We start from the raw sequence: 21,897 nt of genomic DNA on the forward strand, positions 1-21,897 counted from the left end.
ACCTTATTTGATAGCTTTGCAAGTGTTATGTTTATAGTTTCCGATACCCAGAAAAGTGATAATTATGCCGATAAGCGTGGCAATATCACGGCGATTCCACATATTATTAAATATATGGGTTCGAAGAAACCAATAATAGATTTTATTACAAACGCTATTGTTGACATTCATACTAACCCCGATATACCTGTCTGTGACTTATTTTCAGGCTCATGTTCAGTTTCCGCAGCATTGCGTAAACAGCTCAATTTTATATCAAATGACGTCCAAGAGTATTCCGCAATATTGGCAAAAACCTATTTTTCAGATTTAAGTCAATTCGATTATTCCATAATCCACGAGCAAATTTTGTTGGTAGCAAAACAACATGAATCGAGGTTTAAGACAAAATTTCCAGATTTATTTTTTGATTATTCAAAGGTTCAAACCCTTGAGTTGTATCAACATATTGAATCATTGCAACGACAACTTTTGGATGGTCAACAAATAGATTTTGACTATCATCTGTTTGTTAAAATGTATTCAGGCACATATTGGTCATTTGAACAATGCGTTTGGATTGATTCGCTCAGGAAAAGTGCTGAAGAATTTAAAACGTCCCCTGTTTACTATCCAATTCTATCCAGCTTGATGTATGCTATGTCATATACTACGCAAAGCACCGGGCATTTTGCACAATATAGAGACGGCAATAGTATTGAGGCTATAAACAACATTATAACTTACAGGCAGAAAAATCTTTTAGAACTTTTTTCTAAGAAATTAAAAGAACTTTTTGATTGTTTAGATAATTCTTTAAAAACACTTCTGACAACAACTTTAAGTTTCGAAATTTGCCTTGAGAGTCTACCCGAAGGCTGTACCGTTTACGCCGATCCTCCCTATGCTCCGGTGCATTATTCAAGATTTTACCACGCATTAGAAACACTAACTAAATACGATTATCCAACAATAACTCATAAAGGAAGATATCGTGATGACCGTCATCAATCTCCATTTTCCCAAAAAACAAAAGCAACTAAGGCATTCGAAGATTTGTTTCGCGGTGTCTTGGCTAAAAAAGCACAATTGGTGCTAAGCTATAGCGATAATGGCGTAGTGAAAATTGAAGAAATAAAAGAGTTGGCTGAATCTATTTTTACGATAAAAAATTACGATTTACACGTTAAACCGTTGGAACATAAACATAGCACCATGGGGCGCTTTGAAGATCCGGAGCGGGATGTCGTCGAATATTTAATTGTTGCAAGTTTTAAAAGAAATGCCTAAAGAACCATCTATCACAAACCTGAATGCTTCCTTAACTAAGTACGACACTGTTAAGGTTATCCCCATCGTTCTAAATAATGAAATAAGTGCTTACTTAAATCGAGAAAAGCCAATTGATCCTCCAACTTTATACCATTTCCTGGGTATGAATTCATTGGATGACCAATTGCCTTCTTTTTGGAAAGAAATTTATAATTACCCCGATCAGTTAGGGCTTTTCGCATTGGTTGCATCTATAACTACCCATGCCAATACGATTGAGTTGTTCGCTGACAAAAGTTCATTAGGTAATATGTCTGGCCTTTTGGATATTGATAAAGACAAACAACTGACCAACCTCAGAGGCATGCTTGTAGAATCCGGTGCCGCAGATAAAGTATTTAGGAGAAAATCACAGGTCCCATACGATCTGTCACTATTGTTTACCTCAGGAGAAGTCGGAAAATTAACGAAACAATTATTCATCAATAGACTAGAAAGAATTGGTCATAGCAAAGAAGAGGCAGATGACAACTTTTTAGACCTTTCAGAACGTTATAAATTTAATAAATTACTGAGCTTATCCATGGCTCAATATGAACAGTGGGTAAATGGTACCGGTATATCAAATTCACTTTATGAGCTTGAAAAGAATGGTATTACGTTTGAAAAATATGGCCGAATAAAGGCCTTGAAAGTCAAACAATGGCTGGACTCTTGGGAACATGTCCCTAATTTTAATACAAAAAACAGGAAAAAGCCGGGAAAGTATTTTTTTCAGTTTAACATTCCGGCTTTATTGCTCAAACGTATATACTCTGTACATTCTCGAAATTCGTCAGTAGCAAGAAATGATGAACAATTCAGTCAAAGAAAACATAGTGAGGATAGGTCTAATGAGATCAGAGAATATGTAACCGGAGGTTTTCCTTGGTCAACGATTACATCTCAACAAAAGGATACTGAAACCTACAGGAATTTACAGATGCCTGGCTGGTTGCCCACCTCGATTATTGCTAACATTCTTGGGGCGGAGAGCGTTCGAAGGCAAAATGTAATTGAAGCGGATTCCACGATTCAGATTATTGACATTGATGAAAACTTTGCAGAATTAGTTTTACCAAAACGAATATGGTCGGAGAACTGGACCCCAATTGTATCACCAATCGAAATTATTGATGGCCAACATCGTATTAAAGCGTTTGATCATGTTTTGGACCTACAGGGTGATTTTGAATTTCCAGTCGTAGCCTTCTATGACTTGGATTTCACTTGGCAAGCCTACTTATTTTATACTATTAATATAAAGCCTAAACGAATAAACACCAGCCTAGCTTATGATCTTATGCCACTACTTCGCATTCAAGACTGGCTTGAGCAGGATTTGAATGGTCCTGATGTTTATAAAAAAGTTCGGGCACAAGAACTCACAGAGTTACTTTGGAAAAGTCCGGTTAGCCCGTGGTTTAATCGAATTAATATGCTCGGAAATACTGGCGATAATAGTGGTGGTCCAGTTTCTCAAAATGCGTTCATAAACTCGCTTACTACCAGCTTTGTGAAAAAATGGGATGGAAAGCTTGGTGGCCTATTTGGCGGAGAAATGAATGCCGGCGAACAGGATATTATTCAATGGGATAAAGAAACACAAGCCGCTTATTTAATTACCATATGGAAATCAATAAATTCGGCTGTTGGTAAAAGCAATGCTGAATGGGTAACTGATCTCAAGAAACGACCTACAGAAAGTCAATTGGCAAATCCAAGTGACCTCAGTTTCGCTTTTACACATCCTCTTAGTTTTTTCACAACAGATCAGGGAATTCGCCCGATATTGTTCCTCTTTAATGATTTATCTTTTGTTGCCTATGATTTTTTAAAGCTGAATAAATTTTATGTGTCTATTGACACTGAAAAATTCACGACTGATGAGGCTATCGAAAAAATTGTCAACTCTTTCAGGAGCGAAAAGGTGATTCACGATTTTTTAAATGCTCTTTCTGAAGAAATAGTAGAAAAATTCGATTGGCGTACACCATCTGCATTTGATTCGCAGATACCAGAGGAAGACAGAAAGCGACAAAATCAAAATCAATTCCGTGGTAGTGGCGGGTACCGTGAAATGAGGATGCAACTACTTCGTATTTTGTCACAATCAACTAAGCAAATCCATTCTAACGAAGATGTAAGGCAATTATCCGAGATTGCCATGAATGTTCAATCAAAGTTAGGATTGTAGATATGGCCTTTACCAATATTACAAATATTAATCTGGCGTCAAGCAATTCAATAATTGCTACTTTAGCAAGCTTAAGAAGCACCTATAACCCCAAAAATGCCTGGCAGAATAATGGTGAAAATAGGTATATAGTAGACACGATAACCAAGGTAAAAGCTGGTTTAACAGCCGGTACGTTGAATAATGCTGAAGTTATTAAATATGTTTCGACCTCAGTGTTTATACATTGTTTTAATGGTTGGGCTTATCTATCCTCTGCGGTCAATTCACTGTTGGAAGGAGATTACGGAAACGCAATTCATAATGCCTATTACGCCGAACTACGAGGTATCATGTCGTTTATGGCGGGCCAGGGAGTCGGTACGTTTAATGGAGCAAATATTATCATTGATTCAACCGGAAACGTACATTCCGCATTACCTGTAGATAAACCAACACACGTATTTGCAAAAAGCGCTTTTGACACTTGGTTAAATGCCCCGGGTAATGCTAATCTCATTTTTAATGGCTTTACTGCTCAAGACAAATCTTTAAGTGACTGGCTTACGGCAACTGGATTCAGTTCAGAGGTGGCCGGCTATCAAGCCTCCGCCTGGTTACAAAACTGGAGCATGGATTTAAATGTTATAGACACGGAACAAAAACTTAGAAATTTTGTCAGTTACAATCCCCAAACGTTCGATCTTACTCATGTTTTTTTAGCAGATGACATTAAAGCGCGAGCTAAATTCGTGATCGACTTATGGAATTTGTGTTCACCTTCCGGAACTTTTGCAGATACTATTCTTAGAAACTCGTTGGAGAAAATGTATAATGATTTATTTTCATATACGGGAATGAACCAGCTTGATGTAGAAAAGGACATTAAGCCTATTTTTACAGCTTTGGGCAAAAATCCCAATGATATTCAAAGCAAGAATTTGATTGATTTCTTGCGTAGAGTGACAGTCCCTTCTGATAATTTGGTTTTTGATCATGCTTCAAATATAAATTATTCAGTTCCCGTATTAGAAAGTCAAATTGATCCAATGGGGATCATTTCACGCGCTTGCTTGATTTTGTTAGTTAATACTAAGATGATCGAAAATCTCCTACGCCTTTCGGGAACCACAAAAGCAGATCTAAAGTTTTGGTTTGATAGTATCGGTGTAAAACTTGGCTACTGGAATCTGACTGCTGAACCATATTTATTGTCTGATTTATGGAGCGATGTTCAAATTGAATTGTCCGACATTCAAACATGGATCGATAATCCTGCAACGGTGTTTACTCCTTTTAATTTTAAAACAAACTTTAGGGACTCTATGCCACATCACAAAAGCCTTAGTAAAGCTTACTTGTGGAATTTAGGCCTTTAGGGTTCTTACTAAATTTATCTATAAGATAAATAGCATTAGACTTAAAAAATTATAACATATAATAATGCCGAACTTAGAGGGATTAGGATTACAAAACTTTAGAACTTTCACTAAGAAAGAAAATCTTGAATTTGCACCCATTACGTTAATCACAGGTACAAATAATGCGGGCAAAAGCTCCGTCTTTAAAGCGATACATTTTTTGGTTCATAATTTAAAAGAAGGAATTGTTTCAGAATCCCTGGATTTTAAGGCAATGAGACATGAACTTGGAAGTCTCGAACGTATCGTTAACCGCGTTTCAATGACGGCATTTAAAAATTCACAAACTCAAAAAAGTCAAAGTATGTACGCTTTACTTTCAGATTTTGATAAACGAAATGCCAGCCATCTAAGCGAACTGCCTGTTTTTGAAGAGGATGAAGATTTAATATTTGTTTTTCCAATAAAGTTTGGAGGCAGTCGGGAGATAAGTGCAAATTTAGAAATCCGATATGGTCTAAGACGGTTTAAAAGACGTACCGTTGACGGAGAACAAGTTATTGTTTCACACGATATTAAAAGTATTTCGATTATAAAGGATGGGGAACATTTACATTGGACGAATATCACAGCGTATCATGAGAATCCCGAAGACGGTCCCGAATGGGATATGAGGACAAGTCTCAATTTAAAAAAAATTCTTCGACTTATTCTAGACACACCTTTTTTAGAAAAAGAAACAGGGTTAGATCCTAATAAAAAAACTGAAGAATATTTTACTTTGGACCTTTTTAGTAGAATTAAAAATTTTAAAGGTGTCGGTTTTGACCTACCTTTCTTTAATAAGAAGAAAGACGGTTACGAAGGTTTTACAGAAAAACTCACCGAAGGTAAAAGTCTTTTTTCTGATTATTCGGCACTGTCGGAAGACGAAAAGGTAAAAATTTTAGCGATAGATCGAATGGTCACGACGGAGCTTCTTCGAGGAAAGAGTAATAATCATCAGAAAATTTTAGAATGTTTTAAGCATAGTTTTTCGAATATTTTAGACGGTGTAGAAAGAGACATAGTAACTACTGAATTAAAAAACGAGAAGCCTGATGAAATTCAGGAAACTGGCGAAGAAAAGAATTTGCGAGAGATTTTTAAATCCTCAATGTTGCAGACAACACCGAACAGCCAACTTTTTGCAAGCCTTTTGGGAGCGATTGAAAAAGATTTTTCAGATATCGTTCAAAAGAAAATCGATAGTCTAAACAAAGTTTATTTTTTACCAACTACGAGAGGCAGAAATAGAGAATGGTTCATTGACGAGCAAAATGGTGAAGAAATTCAGATCGTAAGTGACTTTTCGTCTATTAACTTGGATAGTCACCGGCAAATCCAAAATTTCGTCAATTTCTGGATTGGTAAGGGAGAGATCGATGAATTGGATGAAAATCAAAATAAGAAAGAGAAAGGCTTTAAGATAGGAAAGGAGCTTTCAGTCTTCAGAGATGAAACAATTGGGTTGACGAAAATATTCCTGGTTAATTTCGATGGAACAAAAACACCACTCATCGACATGGGATATGGTATATCTCAATTACTTCCGATCATCATGAAAATAGCTATCATCGCTCAAAAGCATCAAATCAGCCACGGATATAATTTCAATCATGAGGACGGTTATTATGAAAACGAAACAGTTTTTTTTAACCCTTCAACTTTATTAATAGAAGAACCAGAAGCTAACCTGCATCCATCATTACAGTCGAAAATGGCTGAGCTATTTATTGATGCTGCATCCAGATTTAATATTCAGTTCCTTTTAGAAACGCATAGCGAATATTTAATTTATAAATTTCAAGAATATATAGGTCAAAAAATAGTCTCTCCTGATGATGTTAAAATGTATTATTTCAATGACCCTAATAATGTGAGAGAAGGATTGAAAGAGAAGTACGTTAATCAGGTAGCGATTGGTAAGGACGGTAGTATTGATTACAACAAGTATTTTGGAGAAGGATTTTTCGACGAACAGGCTAATTTGAAACTAAGCTTGTTGAATATTCAAAGGGACAGGTTTGTCGAAGATTATGAAACAATAAAAGAAGAAGCTAAAAAGTATAGTGAAACACTTAAAGATTATGATGCTAAAATAGAGCAACTAAATCAAGAATTGTCAAATACAACTTCGGGAAAAAATGAATTAGAGGAAAAACTGAGTGCAATTAAACAAGAGAAGGAGGAGAAAGAGTTAGAACTTCAAACACTCATAACAGAGCAAGAACAAATAATTGACGAGTATACAGCCAAAACTGATTATTCAAATTATTTGACTGAGATTGAATTGATTATAGACAAAAATAAAATTGACAACGCAAAAACCCTTCAATATTTATCGACTGGTAAATATCTACTAAACAATTTAGCCGACCATGCTGATTTTGCGCCTGTTATTATACAATATGGCCGAGCAGTTGAATTTGAGATGATAAAATGGGTGAATGATTTCAAAAGTATTAACGGTACCCCTAATATCAACCTCTGGTGTAATGATGTAAACTATAAGGATAAAATCAGACAGGTATTTACTGATTTGGGACTAAGTCTTGATAGTACTAATTCTATTTATGAGTTAGACATAGATAAAAAGGTCAACATATTTAATCTTAAAAATTACATAAGTAGTGCATCCAACAGCTATGTATTTGGTGGCTTAACTCAAATCTTTGAATTATTTCATTATATATCGCCAACAATAAATTCTACTTACAATTACAATTCTGTTCCTTTAATGATAGAATTTTCAAATTATCTGAAAAGCGTTTGGTCAAATTACAATACTGCGGAAGGTTTATTTGACACTTGTCGCAATATATTAGATTTAAGAAATTGTGCCGGACACACCTATAGTAGTAGTATTTGTACCAATTCTATTATTGATAAGAGTACCGCACAGAATTACGTTAATCAGGTTGAGGCTATTTTTAGGTGTTTATAATATGATTTATCTAATTATACCAAGTTATAAAAGAGATGTTACATATTTACCAGAATCCAACGTAGGCGAGATTTATGTGCTTTTGGCAGTTAGGAAATCTCAGAGCTGATTAATCTCGAGAATGATGGTTTAGAGGCACTGACTCTTGAAGGTGCGGCGTTGGAAGATGCTAAAAAGTTGATCCTGATGGCGACAGGGCTACCTTGCGATGTTCCTATTTGAATAAGTGCAAACTAAAAAAGTATCAAAATAGTAGCAAAATGTTAATCGTTTTAAGAGCCGGAACAATACTGGAACCATCATATAAGATTAGAATAACGATCTCATTAACTTAAAAAGTAATGCTAGCATATAATCCAATAAAGGATAACTGAACATTATCAAATACACATATCGACGTATTCATTTGCTATAGCTCGCCAGGATATCTAAAACCAAACTATGTTATAGTTTTTAAATTAAATCTGCATATCACAGCTGTCACTAAAATGCATTCCTTATTTTCTTTATTTCATAATTAATAAGCCCGCGACTTTTTAAAGCTTCGTCCGTCAAATTGTTGCATTGATTGATAAGAACTTCTGAACTTAGCTCCTCGTTGAGAAATCGCCTTAGCTTATTAATGGCAGAGACAGGAATATCATACTCCATCAAAGCTGCGAGGCTGGGTGGTAAAAACGTATGCTCTAATGAGCTGGCAAAAAAACTATAATTTCCAAAAGGTATATTATGTTTTTTTAAAACATATTCCTGTAAATCGGAAATCACGGAAATCCATTTTGGTAACTTGTAATCAAACCAATGCCTCACAATGTTCAGTATAAAAAAGGCCATTGAGTTGATCCTTGTTTGCTGATCAGGGTAGCGTTCAATATAGAAGGGGTCATTGATGATGTCGTTTATCAATGCTGAAACAGATTTTAGCTGACTGTATTTTATGGTTAAAACCGCTAAGTGTGCTGCACTCCGAATATCAGCTTTGTTTTCGCCTGGCTTTAGAAGATTATTCCAAGCCAAATCAATTACAGCCAAAATTTGATCATAAGTTGGATAGGCAGTCCAGTTTAACAAATACCGGTACTGGTGGATATTGGCTTCGATCAGTGCAATAATGTTTAACTGACCATCAATATTAATACTGGAATTTTTCCTTAATACTTTTTTTAAATCTTCATCCAAATTATTAAAGGCATCCAATTTATGTTTTACATTTTTGACCACGTCTGCATCATCCAATGCAATCAATATCTCCAACGGCGCATTTTCCTGGTCAAACAACGGAATATCTACAAATAATTCCATTTGGTCCGGCTGTTTTTCAAAGCGGATTACATTTCCGATAAAATGTTTATTCATCCGCCCAGAACGCCCCGCTATATTTTTATAGTCGAAAAAATCGATCTGCTTTGTCCCTTTTTCTTTATCGAAAAGAACAACATTTTTTGCTGAAGTGTTGACCCCCTCAATTAGAGTCGATGTACAGAAAAGCCATCTGATTGAGCCGTTGTTAAAAGCATCTACAATGGAACTTCCCAGGTGCCGTGGCAGGGCGCCATGGTGAAATGCCACACCAGATTTAATAGCGTCAATAAGAGACCACCTCGGATTGATATTTTGCGCGATCCATTCCAGGATGTCCTGGGTTTCCGCCGGGTTATCAATCCCTAAATTAATCTGATTGTCTTTCTGAATAGCTATAAACTCAATTCCTAGAGTTGTCGCTTTATTAGGTGAGGAACAGTAGATCAGTGTTTGATCATTTAATCCGGACAAGAAATTGAATAAACCTGCTTTTTTTTGCTGCTTTTTTTCAGTCGCTTTAACTTTACCTGTAATTTCCAGACTTTTCTCATCTACAGCGACAGTTGAAAACTCCGTTGGGAACCAGGTCAGATCAAACTTCTCCTTAAAAGAAACAGGAATATTTTTGATCATTGGACCAAGCAAGTAAAACTTGTTTGTGAATTTAAGTAACCTGTTAAATGCCTGATTGAGCGCAATTGCCCTGTCATCGTCTCTGTTCAGACTTAATTTATAAAACTCATCGATCACAAAGAAATCCACGGTTTCAAAATGCTCGTATTCAACAACCCGCTCGCCCGTGAACAGAAAAATATTGTTTTTTTGCTCGTCCGGGCTTTGGTTGGTAGAAACGATAATCTTATAAAATTCCCGATATTTCAATAATTTTTTACGCGTTTCATCCAACAGAGCCAGCGTTGGTTGAATGATCACAATCTGCTTATAGAGCCGACTGGCCACAATTTCCTCAATCAACAGGCTCTTGCCAAAACTGGTAGGTGCACTTACCACAACCGATTTTTTACTCTGAAGTACTACCGACAAATATTGTTGCTCTTCGTGTAAAAAAATATCATCCATAAAAGGAGATTTATGATACTCATAACGGAGCAGCGCACTTGTAGACAAATTTTGTGTATCTAAATAAGGATAAAGACCTGCCGCTTCCGTCAGGTCATTCCAAATGGGTTTGGTATTCTCCTGCAGCCTGGACCAGGCATCCCGTACACGGATGACAATATCACGGCCGTCTCTTTCGTGTTCCTTGCTTCTTAATAATTGGGAGCAATATTTTGAAAGACTGAAGCTATCGTCGTAATCAATAAACTGCGATTCAGATATGAATTTAATGGCTTCAGGAGTGGTTTGAAAGGTCATATCTTTTGCATTAATTTTAGCCTTGCGTCCAATTCTGTGTTTAGCGCATCCTTGTCAGGTACCGGTAAAAGCATTAAAATAATCTCAACATTAACGGAGCCTTTCAACCTGACAAATTCATTATTGAGCTGATTCCACTCAGTAATAAAATCAGAAATACATTGCGGCGTATTGTCATTGTGACCATCAAATACGCTGCTGTTGTAAGTGCATACCATTGGTATAACGATACTGGAAAATATGACATCAAGCCGTTGGTGTTTATCCATCAAAGCCCGCCAATGCTCAATATCGGGAATGTTATTAGGCAGCTTTTTTGAGATTAAACTAAACTCACGACGTAAATAGTCCCCGTTTACGTGTTTGGTAATATCACCAGCCAAATCTCTGATACCACCGCTCCCGGATTTATATAATTTAGATTCGCCCAGCCATAACTTTTTTTCATCACCATTGATGCTGATTTGAACACCGTCAAAACCATGCGCAGGTACATTGTGAGAATCTTTAAAATAGATTTTAGATATTAAAGGTACGGTATTATGAAAATCTCGTAACAGCAAGTGTAAGATCAGTTCACCAAATTCGCCTCTGGTTTGGTATTTTTCTGTCAGATAAACGGTCTCCGCGGCCTCTTTAAGGCGTTCTATGATTTCGGTGAGGGGGACTTGTTCCCCGCAATGATAGCCCAAGGCAAATTCTGGAATGACATTTCTGATGACATCTACTAAGGGCACAAAACGGAATTTGTTTTGGTCAAAACCGACATAGTACGCTTTAAGCGTAGCGTCAGAAATCTTTTCTTCAAGAACTAAATCAGATTTAAACGGCCGAAGCATTGGTATTACGATATGTGACAGAAGGTTTATTAAGCATACTCTTTTTTAGAATATTTTATAAATATATATAATAAACATCAAAGTCCATATTTTCAGCACACTGCGGCTTTTTTACACTCAGTGTCAATATCAAATAAAAAATAAGTTCTCAATAAAGCCGATAGCCAAAAAAAGTGTTGATTAAAACGCTGTCGACAATTTTCTAATTTTTAGCTATCACTAACGGCTACACGATTTCCCGTAAGGGCTTTCAATCGTGTCTTTTTCCGCAAACCTATTACCAGGTCCAGCGCCAGGCCATGATCTACCGCTAACAGCTGGCGGACACGCCCCAGTTCCTGGTAGTGGCCGTCCGTTTCCATTTGCTTAATTTTTACTTCTGTATTCAGGGAGAACAGCGCTAATAGTGTCGCTGCATACGCCAGGTAGCTCCAGCTTTCATTTGCCAAAGCCAGCAATGCCCGGGCTTCATCGGATGCGTCCGCCGCGTTTGCTGCTTTTGCCAGATTTTTCAGCTTCTTACCCAGCAATCCTGCCGCCGTTTCCAGTTCAGTTGTTGTATAATTGCCGGGCTTCATGCCGTATAAGGCTGCCAGCACCGCTTCCGCGCCCGGCACCTGTCTTAATTGACGCAAAGCCTGTAGCATCGCACGGATCTTCGCATCCACTTCATCTGTCACCAGCCTCTGCACGATTACCGGCAACTGACGGTCGTTTACCGCCAGTTCCAGGATATTCCGGAAATAACGGATTACATCCCGCGGTAAACCGCCCGCGAGGCAGAAAGCCAGCGAAAAGAATGGCATCGGCTTGCCCACTATACGGCGCTGAAGTAATAATTGTGTAGCGGTCAGGTTCAGGTAATCCACGTAAACAATACTGTCAAAAGAACTGTCGAACACATCCCGGAACGGCATACCCCGTCGCTCAAAACTGTTCATCGCATTTTCGGATACCGAGATCAGGTAAAACACCCGCGGGATACCGAAGACCGATTTGATCTCATTCAGGAATAATTTGGCATCCTCTTCAGAAGCCATTTTATCCAGCTCATCAATCCCGATGATTACCTGATAGTCTGCCGTGCACTGTACAAGGAACTCCGTAAAAGCCGCTATAATCTCCGGGTTGCTCAGCTGCTTTTCTGCGAGGGTCATAGCCCTCGATAGACTGCCTTCTAAGGCCACCGGCAATTTCAGGCTTCCCGACCAGCCTGTTGTATAGCTTTGCTGAAATTTCAGCTTTTTGAGCCAGCGGAGTGCAGATTCAGGCAGTTCCGGGGAACGATTTCGTAGCGCCTCCCGCCTCCGCTTGACCTGGTCAGCCCGTAGCATCGCCCGGACGATGACTGAGAAAAAAACCATAATTCCGCTGCGGTCACGCTTACCAAAAACAAGAAAAATAAATCCCATGCCGATTAACAGCAATGCTATATTAAAAAGAGTGACGGGCGCAGCATCGCTTTTGCTGACCTGGTAGGTATAAAAACCAAGAAAGGATGTGGTCGAATCCGGCCGCGCGACAGATGCAGTGTCCACTGCGGCTTTCATTTTAACTTTATTTGTATCACTAACCGCAAGCCGCTTTTTAAGATTATTCGCTACCGTAGGTTTCACCTGTATACTGTCCGCTTTGCCTTTTACCTGTGCCTTCGATTTAAGCACGGAGTCGGCCATTGCCGCTTGCCGTTTGCCGACGGTGGTATGTAGCTCCTGGTGCCATCTGTACAAGGTTACTGACATGATCAGCAAGAGTAGTCCTGTCAGGATAGACAAAACCGGCAGGTAGCTCCAGATCCAAAGTCGTGAGGAACGGAAAGGCTGTTCCTGATTGCGCCGCATTTCATCCTCAAAGATGTCCGCCGGCATCCGGTCCGTATCCTTCAGCACACTCAGACAAACTGCAGAGAACAGGTACAGAATAAACTCCCGCGGATCATACTTTACCGGCGCCAACACCATAGTCGCCAGTACCTTTTTTTCCTTTAACTGGCTAACCGCCCGGTTAGGCCCGCAATAAGTCTGGATTAATGTGCTCTTGCCCGCTCCGCGTGGACCCGCGATACCTATACTGCCTCCGGGCATATTGTCAAACAGGAAATCCAGTTTTTGCTTCGCCTGGGAATCGATTGTTTGACTCACATCGATCACCTCGGCCAGACCTTTACCTTCGATATGGGCGAGCGATAAAGCATAAGACGGCGTAATCCGCTCATTTATCATTGCCCGAATCATTTCCAAGACTCCCTTATCCCGCAGGTTGGCATCCGCCAGCGTAGTCAGATCGGCATGCTTAGTTTGCCAGGACAAATAGTCATTATATCCATCGGGCCCGGTCATTCGCTGTAAAAAACGTCCGTTCCACTGTTTGATGACTAGGTAGACCATCCATTGGAAAGCACGGTAGAAGAAGACCAGGACACTAAATAAAATCAGACCTGCAAACCAGCTCCGAAGAGCAGTATAGTCCCAGCGGAAGGTATCCTCACCGCCCGGTAAATATCTGGTTAGCCAAACAATAATCGGGAACAGTACGAAGGTTACTACTAAAGACATAAAAAGCGGGATCAGCTTTAGCCGGTAGGCTTTCACATAGCGCACTTTCGGTTCACATAGATATTTGTCATTGGCCGTTTCGAACTGGGCGATCCTCTGCTCTAGTTTGTCCAGCTCCAGCAGATCGCTTGTAGCCGTTTCCCAGATCTTGTCCGCAGCATCTAGCAGCGCCCGGCGAATGTCGCCCAGCGAGAGCTGGCCTTCCGCCATCCCCCTGGAGATGGCCGGGTCCTGCAAGCAGTCTTCGGCCAGTTTCGCTAAACGCTTGTCATCTTTGTAAGGTTCCATTATAAAAGGATAAGGTCTTTAAAAGTAAGCATTTGCCCAACAAAAAAAAGAAGACCTAGCTAATGGGATCAGACAGGTTAATACGCAAACTCAGCCTGTTTTTAATGTGCTCACTTTCTTATCCACGATATTTGATGGTCATATCTTATCGGGCTTAAAACCAGTCTTTCTTCGTTGTAGTGGTTCACTCTTTTTGTCAATTAGTTCATCAAGATAGCGAAATACTATTTCCATATTTTTATCTTGACTGTTGACCTTGGATTTAATTTTTTTGATTTCGAGTAATACCCTTCGCCCTCCGCGCCCTTTCTTTGACATCACAATTTGTGATGTCAAAGATGAATTCATTTTCCGAAAGCTGAAACATAAGTCAGGCGGGAATCGTTTTAGATTTCTATTTACTGATTGATTTGAAACACGTGTTTCAATATTGTATAATTACGCCAAATCGCTTGCCAGCATTGTTTTATGTCCACGGATATAATAGATTTTATTCATGATGATTCCATCAGGTATCAATTGGTTTTCCATTTTTTTTAGATTGGAAGGATAAGACGGGGATAAACTCTATAAGGTGCCATTTTGCCACCTTATAGAGTTGTATTATTAAACGGTTAGATATTTCTGCTTGAGAGCTGCCATATCCTGACTCACTTTTAAATCCAGGATTTTAGCATAGTGCTGGGTTGTTTTGATATTGGTATGCCCTAACATTTTGCTGACTGTTTCTATCGGTACACTATTGGATAAAGTAACAGTTGTGGCAAACGTGTGTCTTGCCAGGTGGAACGTTAAATGTTTAAGAACATCCGATAGGTCGGCTATTTCTTTAAGGTAAGCATTCATTTTTTGATTGCTTAATACAGGTAATAGCAATCCTTTATTTTCACATTGCGGATGATCCTGATAACGGTTTAATATTGCTAAAGCTACAGGGAGCAGGGGTATGCGGGAAGATGTATCCGTTTTTTGGCGACTGGTAAATATCCACTGTTCGCCATCCATGCCAATGCCGATCTCATTTCGTTTCAGCTTCTTTACATCGGCATAAGACAACCCGGTGTAACAGCAAAAAACAAAAATATCCCTTACTTGCTTTAGGCGTTCAATCGTAATTTTAGGGGATGTCGTAATATTATCAAGTTCCTGCTGTGTAAGAAAAGTGCGTTCTTTTGCCTTGGCAGTGGATTTAAAATTGATGAATGGATTTTGCTTTAGCCAGCCATTAGCAATACAGTGATTAGCTATTTTTTTAAGATGTTTAATGTACTTGGCGGCAGATACACCGGTAATTTTACAATCCGCTCTCAGGTAAAACTCAAATCCTGTAATAAAGGCGTAGTTCAATTGGCTGATCTCTATATCTGTTTTGCCATATTCTTTTTGCAGGAAGCCTGTAAGGTGTTTTTCAGACGTATTATATCCTTTTAATGTATTCGCTTCAAACCCATTACCAATCAATGCCTTTACTTTGGCATTATGTTCAGCAAACAGTTGCATCAGATAGCGGCTCTTTTCTGTTTTTCCTGTGAATTGGTTCTGTAGGCTTTCAGTGGTGATGTGCTGGTTTGCATCAATCAGCACCTGGTGCGCATTTCTAACTTTGGTTAGCAGGCTGTCCAGATAATTATTAAGCGATTTGATCTCTTCTTTTGCGCCGATGGCCCGGCCTGCATGGCTGTTCCATTTGGCCGGATCACATTCACGTCCGGCAGACATTTCTACGCGTTTACCATCTACGGTAATGCGCATGTAGACGGCCATAGGGCCGCCTTTGTAGTTTTTTTGCTTTCTCAGGTAAAAAAGCAGGTGGAAATTACTTTTCATAATTACAAGCTTAAAAGTGAAACAAAAGTAAGTTTGTAGCCTGCTATTATCAAGATGTTTAATGGCTGAACATCTTGATAATCAATTAATTATAAGCAATTCGGTGCGTAGCATTTTTCCATTTAGGTACGCACCGAATTTGCATCTTTTTTGTTGCGATTCGGTGCATAAAATGGTGTTTGATAGAAACAAAAAAACCTGCAATCATTTGATTTGCAGGTTTTTAGCATCTTTCGATATTGTTTTTAGTAGCCCGTAGGGGAATCGAACCCCTGTTTCAAGAATGAAAATCTTACGTCCTAACCCCTAGACGAACGGGCCTTTTTTTATTTTTGTTTCCCTTATTTTGGGAATGCAAAGATAAAGTTTAAAAGGCAAATTAAAAATAAATTTTAAACTTTTTTTGTTTGATCCTGATTATGAATACAATATATTTATTTAGCAAACAAAATAAGTTAATTGCATTGTAAATCTGCACGGGTTAAGGCTATCTTTATGGTAAAATCTATTCATATTATGAAAGCCATCTGGAACGGGGAGGTCATTGCCGAAAGCGATGATACTATTGTTGTCGAAAATAATCATTACTTTCCTATTGAAAGTGTAAAAAGCGAATACCTGGAAACTACCGGTACGCATACTACCTGCCCCTGGAAAGGGCTGGCGTCTTATTATACGCTGAACGTTAATGGGCAAAAAAACCAGGATGCCGCATGGTATTATCCACAGCCAAAAGATGCTGCAGCAAACATTACCAACTATGTTGCGTTTTGGAAAGGTGTTAAAATAACCTCATAAGGATGAAAAAATTTGATGCCATTGTTATAGGTTCTGGCCAGGCAGGGACTCCGCTTGCCAAAAAGCTGGCACTGGCCGGATTGAAAACGGTAATTATTGAAAAACGTTTTTATGGCGGCACCTGTGTTAACGATGGCTGTACCCCAACCAAAACCTGGGTAGCATCGGCCAAGGCTGCTTATATGGCCGGTAAAAGTGCAGATCTGGGCGTGCCCGTAAAAAAGTTTGCGGTAAATATGCCACGGATAAAAAAGCGCAAAGACGATATCGTCATGCAATCGCGCTTAGGGGGGCAGCAAGCGGCCGAGAAGATAAAAGGCCTGGATGTTGTTTTTGGAGAGGCAACATTCACCGGCGATAAAACCATTTCGGTGAAACTTAAAAATGGCAAAAAGCAAAATATCCAGGCCGATCAGATATTTTTAAATGTTGGTGCTACGCCGTTTATTCCTGAAATAGAAGGATTAAATGAAATCAAATACCTTACTTCAACCACCATTCTCGATTTGGAATATGTGCCGGAGCACTTATTGGTGCTTGGTGGTAATTATATTGGCCTGGAGTTTGGGCAGATGTTTCGCCGCTTTGGCAGTAAGGTTACAATTTTAGAGAAATCGGAAAGAATAGTTTCGCGCGAGGATGAAGACATATCTGCCGAAATGCAAAAGATATTGGAGGCCGAAAAAATCAATATACTTACACATGCGCAGGCTACAAAATTTAAGCAAAAACCCGGCGGCAAAATAACGGCTACGATAACAGTAAACAGCGAGGAAAGAAAAATCAGGTGCAGCCATGTGCTGGTGGCGGTTGGGCGTACACCGCAAACCAAAACGCTGGGATTAGATAGGGCCGGGGTACAAACAGATGAAAAAGGCAATATTAAAGTAAATGCCAAACTGGAAACTAATGTAAAGGGCATTTACGCCCTTGGCGATGTAAAAGGCGGCCCGGCTTTTACGCACATTTCATATAACGACTATACCATAGTTTACCGCAACATCGTCGAAAAGCAAAACCTGAGCATTACCGACAGGCCGGTACCTTATTGCATGTTTACCGACCCACAACTGGGCAGGGTTGGATTAGACGAAAACGAGGCAAAAAAACAGGGTTTAAATTACAAGGTAGCTAAGCTGCCCATGACCCAGGTAGCCCGCGCCATTGAAACCGGCGATACCCGCGGTTTTATGAAGGCCATAGTTGATGTTAACAGCAAGAAGATATTAGGAGCAACAGTCTTAGGCCCCGAAGGCGGCGAGATTATGACCGTGCTGCAAATGGCTATGGAGGGTGGAATTACCTACAACACGATTCGGTATTTTATTTTTGCGCACCCATTATATTCCGAATCATTAAATAACCTGTTCCTGGGGCTTGAAGATTAGTTTTACCGCATGATTAAAGTTGACGGCATAAGCAAACAGTTTGGGAAGGTTAAAGCCGTTGATGGCATCTCGTTTGAGGTACAGCCCCGGGAAAATTTGATTTTGCTGGGTACCAGCGGCTGCGGGAAAACTACGACGCTTAAAATGATTAACCGGTTAATTGAACCTACCGGCGGCAATATCTACATTAACAATCAAAATATATTTGATCAGCAGCCAGAGGTTTTAAGGCGCGGTATTGGCTACGTACTGCAAAACAACGGGTTGTTTCCGCACTATACCGTTGCCGAAAATATTGCCATAGTGCCGCAGCTGCTAAAATGGGATAAAAAGAAAACGGAAAACAGGGTTGCCGAATTGATGGAGAAACTGCACCTGGATAAACGTTATCTGCATGTTTACCCAAATGAATTGAGTGGTGGCCAGCAACAGCGCGTAGGTTTGGCCCGGGCCCTGGTGTCTGACCCTCCGGTTTTGCTGATGGATGAGCCCTTTGGCGCGCTGGACAATGTTACCCGGTCAAACATTCATAAGGAGTTTAGAGCCCTTGATGAATTGAAGCGTAAAACCATCATTATGGTTACACACGATGTGCAGGAGGCTTTTGAACTTGGCGACAGGATTTGCCTTATGGATAAAGGGAAAATTGTTCAATCGGGTATACCTGCCGAGCTATTGTTTAACCCGGCCAATGAATTTGTGGAAAATTTTCTGAAAGATCAACGCTTGCAACTGGAGTTCAGGGCTGTGCGCTTAAGCAACATTTGGGATTTGCTGCCCAAGTCGCACAAAAAGGTCGGAGTTACGCCATTGGCCGCCGATATTGATGTGTGGTCGGCGCTCGAGGGGTTTAAGTTTAGTGATCACGAAACCATAAGCATAAGTAACGACAGCGGCGAGCACAAACATGTAGGCTTCGAGCAGTTGATGGCCGCCTTTTATCAGTATAAAAACAAGCAGGGGCATGAATGAGCATCAGCAAACCTTATTTGAGTTTATGAGCCAGCAGGCCGATAAGCTTGCTGCGCAAACGCTACAGCACATTGGCCTAACTTTTATCTCGCTTTTTATTGCTGTGATTATTGGTTTGCCATTGGGTATTTTTATTACCCGTAAAATAAAGTTATCCGGCCCTGTACTGGGCATAGCAGGGATATTGCAAACCATTCCAAGCATCGCATTATTGGGGTTCATGATTCCTTTGCTGGGCATCGGTGCCAAACCGGCCATTGTAGCCCTGTTGCTTTACGCGTTGCTACCAATCATTCGTAATACGTATACGGGCGTTACCGGGGTAGACGCTTCGGTGAAGGAGGCGGCCGTTGCCATGGGAATGAATAAGTGGCAGATTTTGTTTAAAGTAGAGCTGCCTCTGGCTACGCCCGTTATTTTGGCCGGAATCCGCACGGCTACTGTAATAAATGTGGGCGTGGCAACCCTGGCCTCATATATTGCTGCGGGCGGCTTAGGCGAGTTTATTTTTGGCGGCATTTCGCTCAACAACACCAATATGATATTGGCGGGCGCCATACCTGCAGCCTTACTGGCCATTATATTTGATTTTCTGCTGTCGCAGCTGCAGAAGCTGAATTTTAAAAAGATAAGGAAAAGTACTTATGCATTGCCGGTTTTGCTGGTACTCTTGTCATCGCTATATTTCATACCATCTGCATACGGCGGTAAACTCACTGCCGGTTTTACGCCCGAATTTATGGGCAGGCAGGATGGCAACCTGGGGCTTCAAAGTAAATACGGCTTAAAAATTCACACCGTGGTCATCAGCGATGCGGTGATGTACAAGGCAGCGTTTGAAAAACAATTGGATGTAATTAGCGGCTACTCTACTGATGGCCGGTTAAAGGCTTATGACCTGGTGGTTTTAGATGATGACAAAAATATTTTTCCTCCCTACTATGCTGCCCCCATTGTGCGCGATGAATCACTGAAAAAATATCCTGACCTGGAAAAGACATTAAACCTGCTATCAGGTAAAATAAATGATTCCATTATGACGGAATTAAACTACCGTACCGACTATCTTCACCAAAGCCCCGAAAGGGTGGCAAAGGATTTCCTTGAGGCTAATAAACTGTATAAATCATCCCGCGAGGGGACTGCCGGGATCATTCGTATTGGCTCAAAAATATTTGGCGAGCAATACATCCTGGCCAACATCTACAGTATGTTAATAAAGGGATATACCAATTATGATGTTGCCACTAAAACGGGCCTTGGGGGCACCAAAATTTGTTTTGATGCTTTAACTAATGACCAGATAGATTTTTATCCAGAATACACGGGTACCGGCTTGCTGGCCATTTTGCAGGCGTCGCCAAAAACGGTTGCCGAAGTATCAAAAAGTAAGGATAACACTTATGATTATGTGCAGCAGGAATTTGAAAAACGGTACCAGGTAAAATGGCTGAAGCCTATTGGGTTTAATAATGCCTACGCTTTGATGATGCGCAAGCAGCAAGCAAAAAAGTTAAGTATTAAAACAATTTCAAATCTTAAACGATATTTGAATAGTAATTAATTAGATGGATTTAGCTGATTGTTATAAAAAAGTTAGGCTGCGAACGGAGCAGATTTGCAGCCCGCTGCAAACCGAAGATTACGTGGTGCAGCCTGTGGTTGATGTTAGTCCGCCCAAGTGGCATATCGGGCATGTTACCTGGTTTTTTGAAACCTTTATCCTGAAGCCGTATTTCATGGGCTACCAGGAATTTAATCTCAACTATAATTACGTTTTCAATAGCTATTATGAAACGGTAGGCAACCGCGTTATCCGTACCGACAGAGGCAATTTAAGCCGCCCTACAGTTGCCGATATTTACCAGTACCGGGCCTATGTGGATGAGGCCATGACCAAATTTCTGTGCCAGGAACCATCCGCAGAAGTGAGGGAATTGCTCATTCTCGGTTTTAACCACGAGGAACAGCACCAGGAACTTTTATTAACAGATATTAAATACATTTTAGGGCATAACCCATTGTTCCCGGCTTATGACGATAGTTATGTATCGCCAAAAATCTCAACGGCTGAAAGCGCCGGTTTCGTTAAAATGAATGAAGGCGTTTATGAGATAGGCTATAGTGGTGAAGGTTTTTGTTTCGATAACGAACTTAACCGGCATAAAGTTTACTTAAATTTATATGAGATAAGCCCCAACCTGGTAACCAATGCCGAATACCTGGAGTTTATTGACAGCGGCGGATATCACGATTTTCGCCACTGGCATGCCGAGGGTTGGGATTGGGCGAATACTCATAAGGTCGAGGCCCCGCTTTACTGGCATTTAATTGATGGCGAATGGCACAATTATACTTATCATGGCTTACAACCGCTTGATTTAAAGGATCCGGTGTGTCATATCAGTTATTTTGAGGCCTATGCTTACGCTTCATGGAAGGGGTTAAGGTTGCCTACTGAATTTGAGTGGGAGGCAGCTGCAACAAAATTCAGCTGGGGTAAAAGCTGGGAGTGGACGGAAAGTTCGTACCTTCCTTATCCCGGGTTTGCAAAAGCACCGGGTGCAATAGGCGAGTATAACGGCAAGTTTATGGTAAACCAAAAAGTATTGCGCGGCGCATCAGAAGCAACATCGCCAGGCCACAGCAGGATAACTTACCGCAATTTTTTTCAAACACATTTACGTTGGCAGTTTACCGGCATCAGGCTTGCAAGGTAACTGCACAAAACAGGACGA

General features: G+C 40.1%; 14 protein-coding genes and 1 tRNA gene. 9 read left to right on the top strand and 6 right to left on the bottom strand.

Annotation, left to right across the window (positions count from 1 at the left end; all coding sequences use genetic code 11):
• The first annotated feature begins 27 nt into the window (after positions 1–27).
• The 4 genes from BMX56_RS02405 to BMX56_RS02420 all read left to right on the top strand — a co-directional run bounded on the left by BMX56_RS02405 (position 28) and on the right by BMX56_RS02420 (position 7,813).
• Complete coding sequence (locus BMX56_RS02405; RefSeq protein WP_090640125.1) at positions 28–1,269, top strand: DNA adenine methylase; 1,242 nt, start codon at positions 28–30, stop codon at positions 1,267–1,269.
• Positions 1,262–3,487: a DGQHR domain-containing protein gene (locus tag BMX56_RS02410; protein WP_090640130.1), complete on the top strand. Its 2,226-nt coding sequence runs from the start codon at positions 1,262–1,264 to the stop codon at positions 3,485–3,487. The genes BMX56_RS02405 and BMX56_RS02410 overlap by 8 nt, the downstream gene beginning before the upstream one ends.
• A 2-nt stretch (positions 3,488–3,489) precedes the next feature.
• Positions 3,490–4,845 carry a hypothetical protein gene (locus tag BMX56_RS02415; RefSeq protein WP_090640134.1) on the top strand — a complete coding sequence of 452 codons (1,356 nt, stop codon included), beginning with the start codon at positions 3,490–3,492 and terminating at the stop codon, positions 4,843–4,845.
• Between the two features lie 64 nt (positions 4,846–4,909).
• Positions 4,910–7,813, top strand: a complete 2,904-nt coding sequence (locus tag BMX56_RS02420; RefSeq protein ID WP_090640139.1) for a DUF3696 domain-containing protein — start codon at positions 4,910–4,912, stop codon at positions 7,811–7,813.
• A 483-nt stretch (positions 7,814–8,296) separates the two neighbouring features.
• On the opposite strand, the gene BMX56_RS02425 is transcribed toward BMX56_RS02420, so the two are convergent.
• From BMX56_RS02425 to BMX56_RS02450, 6 genes are all read right to left on the bottom strand, one after another.
• The gene (locus tag BMX56_RS02425; protein ID WP_090640142.1) at positions 8,297–10,492 is read right to left on the bottom strand and encodes a DEAD/DEAH box helicase; all 2,196 of its coding nucleotides are present in this window, start codon (positions 10,490–10,492) and stop codon (positions 8,297–8,299) included.
• Positions 10,489–11,331, bottom strand: coding sequence for a HamA C-terminal domain-containing protein (locus tag BMX56_RS02430; protein ID WP_090640146.1), 843 nt, complete (start codon positions 11,329–11,331; stop codon positions 10,489–10,491). The genes BMX56_RS02425 and BMX56_RS02430 overlap by 4 nt, the downstream gene beginning before the upstream one ends.
• Positions 11,332–11,540: 209 nt before the next feature.
• Positions 11,541–14,174, bottom strand: a complete 2,634-nt coding sequence (locus BMX56_RS02435) for a hypothetical protein (RefSeq protein WP_090640149.1) — start codon at positions 14,172–14,174, stop codon at positions 11,541–11,543.
• Between the two features lie 138 nt (positions 14,175–14,312).
• Positions 14,313–14,603 carry an ORF6N domain-containing protein gene (locus BMX56_RS30655; RefSeq protein ID WP_369829627.1) on the bottom strand — a complete coding sequence of 97 codons (291 nt, stop codon included), beginning with the start codon at positions 14,601–14,603 and terminating at the stop codon, positions 14,313–14,315.
• A 177-nt stretch (positions 14,604–14,780) separates the two neighbouring features.
• Positions 14,781–16,001 carry a site-specific integrase gene (locus BMX56_RS02445; protein ID WP_090640154.1) on the bottom strand — a complete coding sequence of 407 codons (1,221 nt, stop codon included), beginning with the start codon at positions 15,999–16,001 and terminating at the stop codon, positions 14,781–14,783.
• Positions 16,002–16,250: 249 nt separating this feature from the next.
• Positions 16,251–16,322 (bottom strand) — tRNA-Glu (locus tag BMX56_RS02450).
• A gap of 195 nt (positions 16,323–16,517) precedes the next feature.
• Here BMX56_RS02450 and BMX56_RS02455 point away from each other — a divergent pair.
• Genes BMX56_RS02455 through egtB form a run of 5 tightly spaced genes read left to right on the top strand, consistent with a single transcriptional unit; the run spans position 16,518 to position 21,879 of the window.
• Positions 16,518–16,799: a DUF427 domain-containing protein gene (locus BMX56_RS02455; protein WP_177183690.1), complete on the top strand. Its 282-nt coding sequence runs from the start codon at positions 16,518–16,520 to the stop codon at positions 16,797–16,799.
• 2 nt (positions 16,800–16,801) lie between these two features.
• Complete coding sequence (locus tag BMX56_RS02460; RefSeq protein WP_090640159.1) at positions 16,802–18,187, top strand: mercuric reductase; 1,386 nt, start codon at positions 16,802–16,804, stop codon at positions 18,185–18,187.
• 9 nt (positions 18,188–18,196) lie between these two features.
• Positions 18,197–19,159 carry an ABC transporter ATP-binding protein gene (locus tag BMX56_RS02465; protein WP_090640163.1) on the top strand — a complete coding sequence of 321 codons (963 nt, stop codon included), beginning with the start codon at positions 18,197–18,199 and terminating at the stop codon, positions 19,157–19,159.
• Positions 19,152–20,723 carry an ABC transporter permease/substrate-binding protein gene (locus BMX56_RS02470; RefSeq protein WP_090640167.1) on the top strand — a complete coding sequence of 524 codons (1,572 nt, stop codon included), beginning with the start codon at positions 19,152–19,154 and terminating at the stop codon, positions 20,721–20,723. Before BMX56_RS02465 ends, BMX56_RS02470 begins: the two co-directional genes overlap by 8 nt.
• 4 nt (positions 20,724–20,727) lie before the next feature.
• A complete protein-coding gene (gene egtB, locus BMX56_RS02475) occupies positions 20,728–21,879 on the top strand; it encodes an ergothioneine biosynthesis protein EgtB (protein WP_090640171.1) in 1,152 nt (383 codons plus the stop codon).
• The last annotated feature ends 18 nt before the right edge of the window (positions 21,880–21,897 follow it).

The organism is Mucilaginibacter sp. OK283 (assembly GCF_900110415.1).
Lineage (GTDB): Bacteria > Bacteroidota > Bacteroidia > Sphingobacteriales > Sphingobacteriaceae > Mucilaginibacter.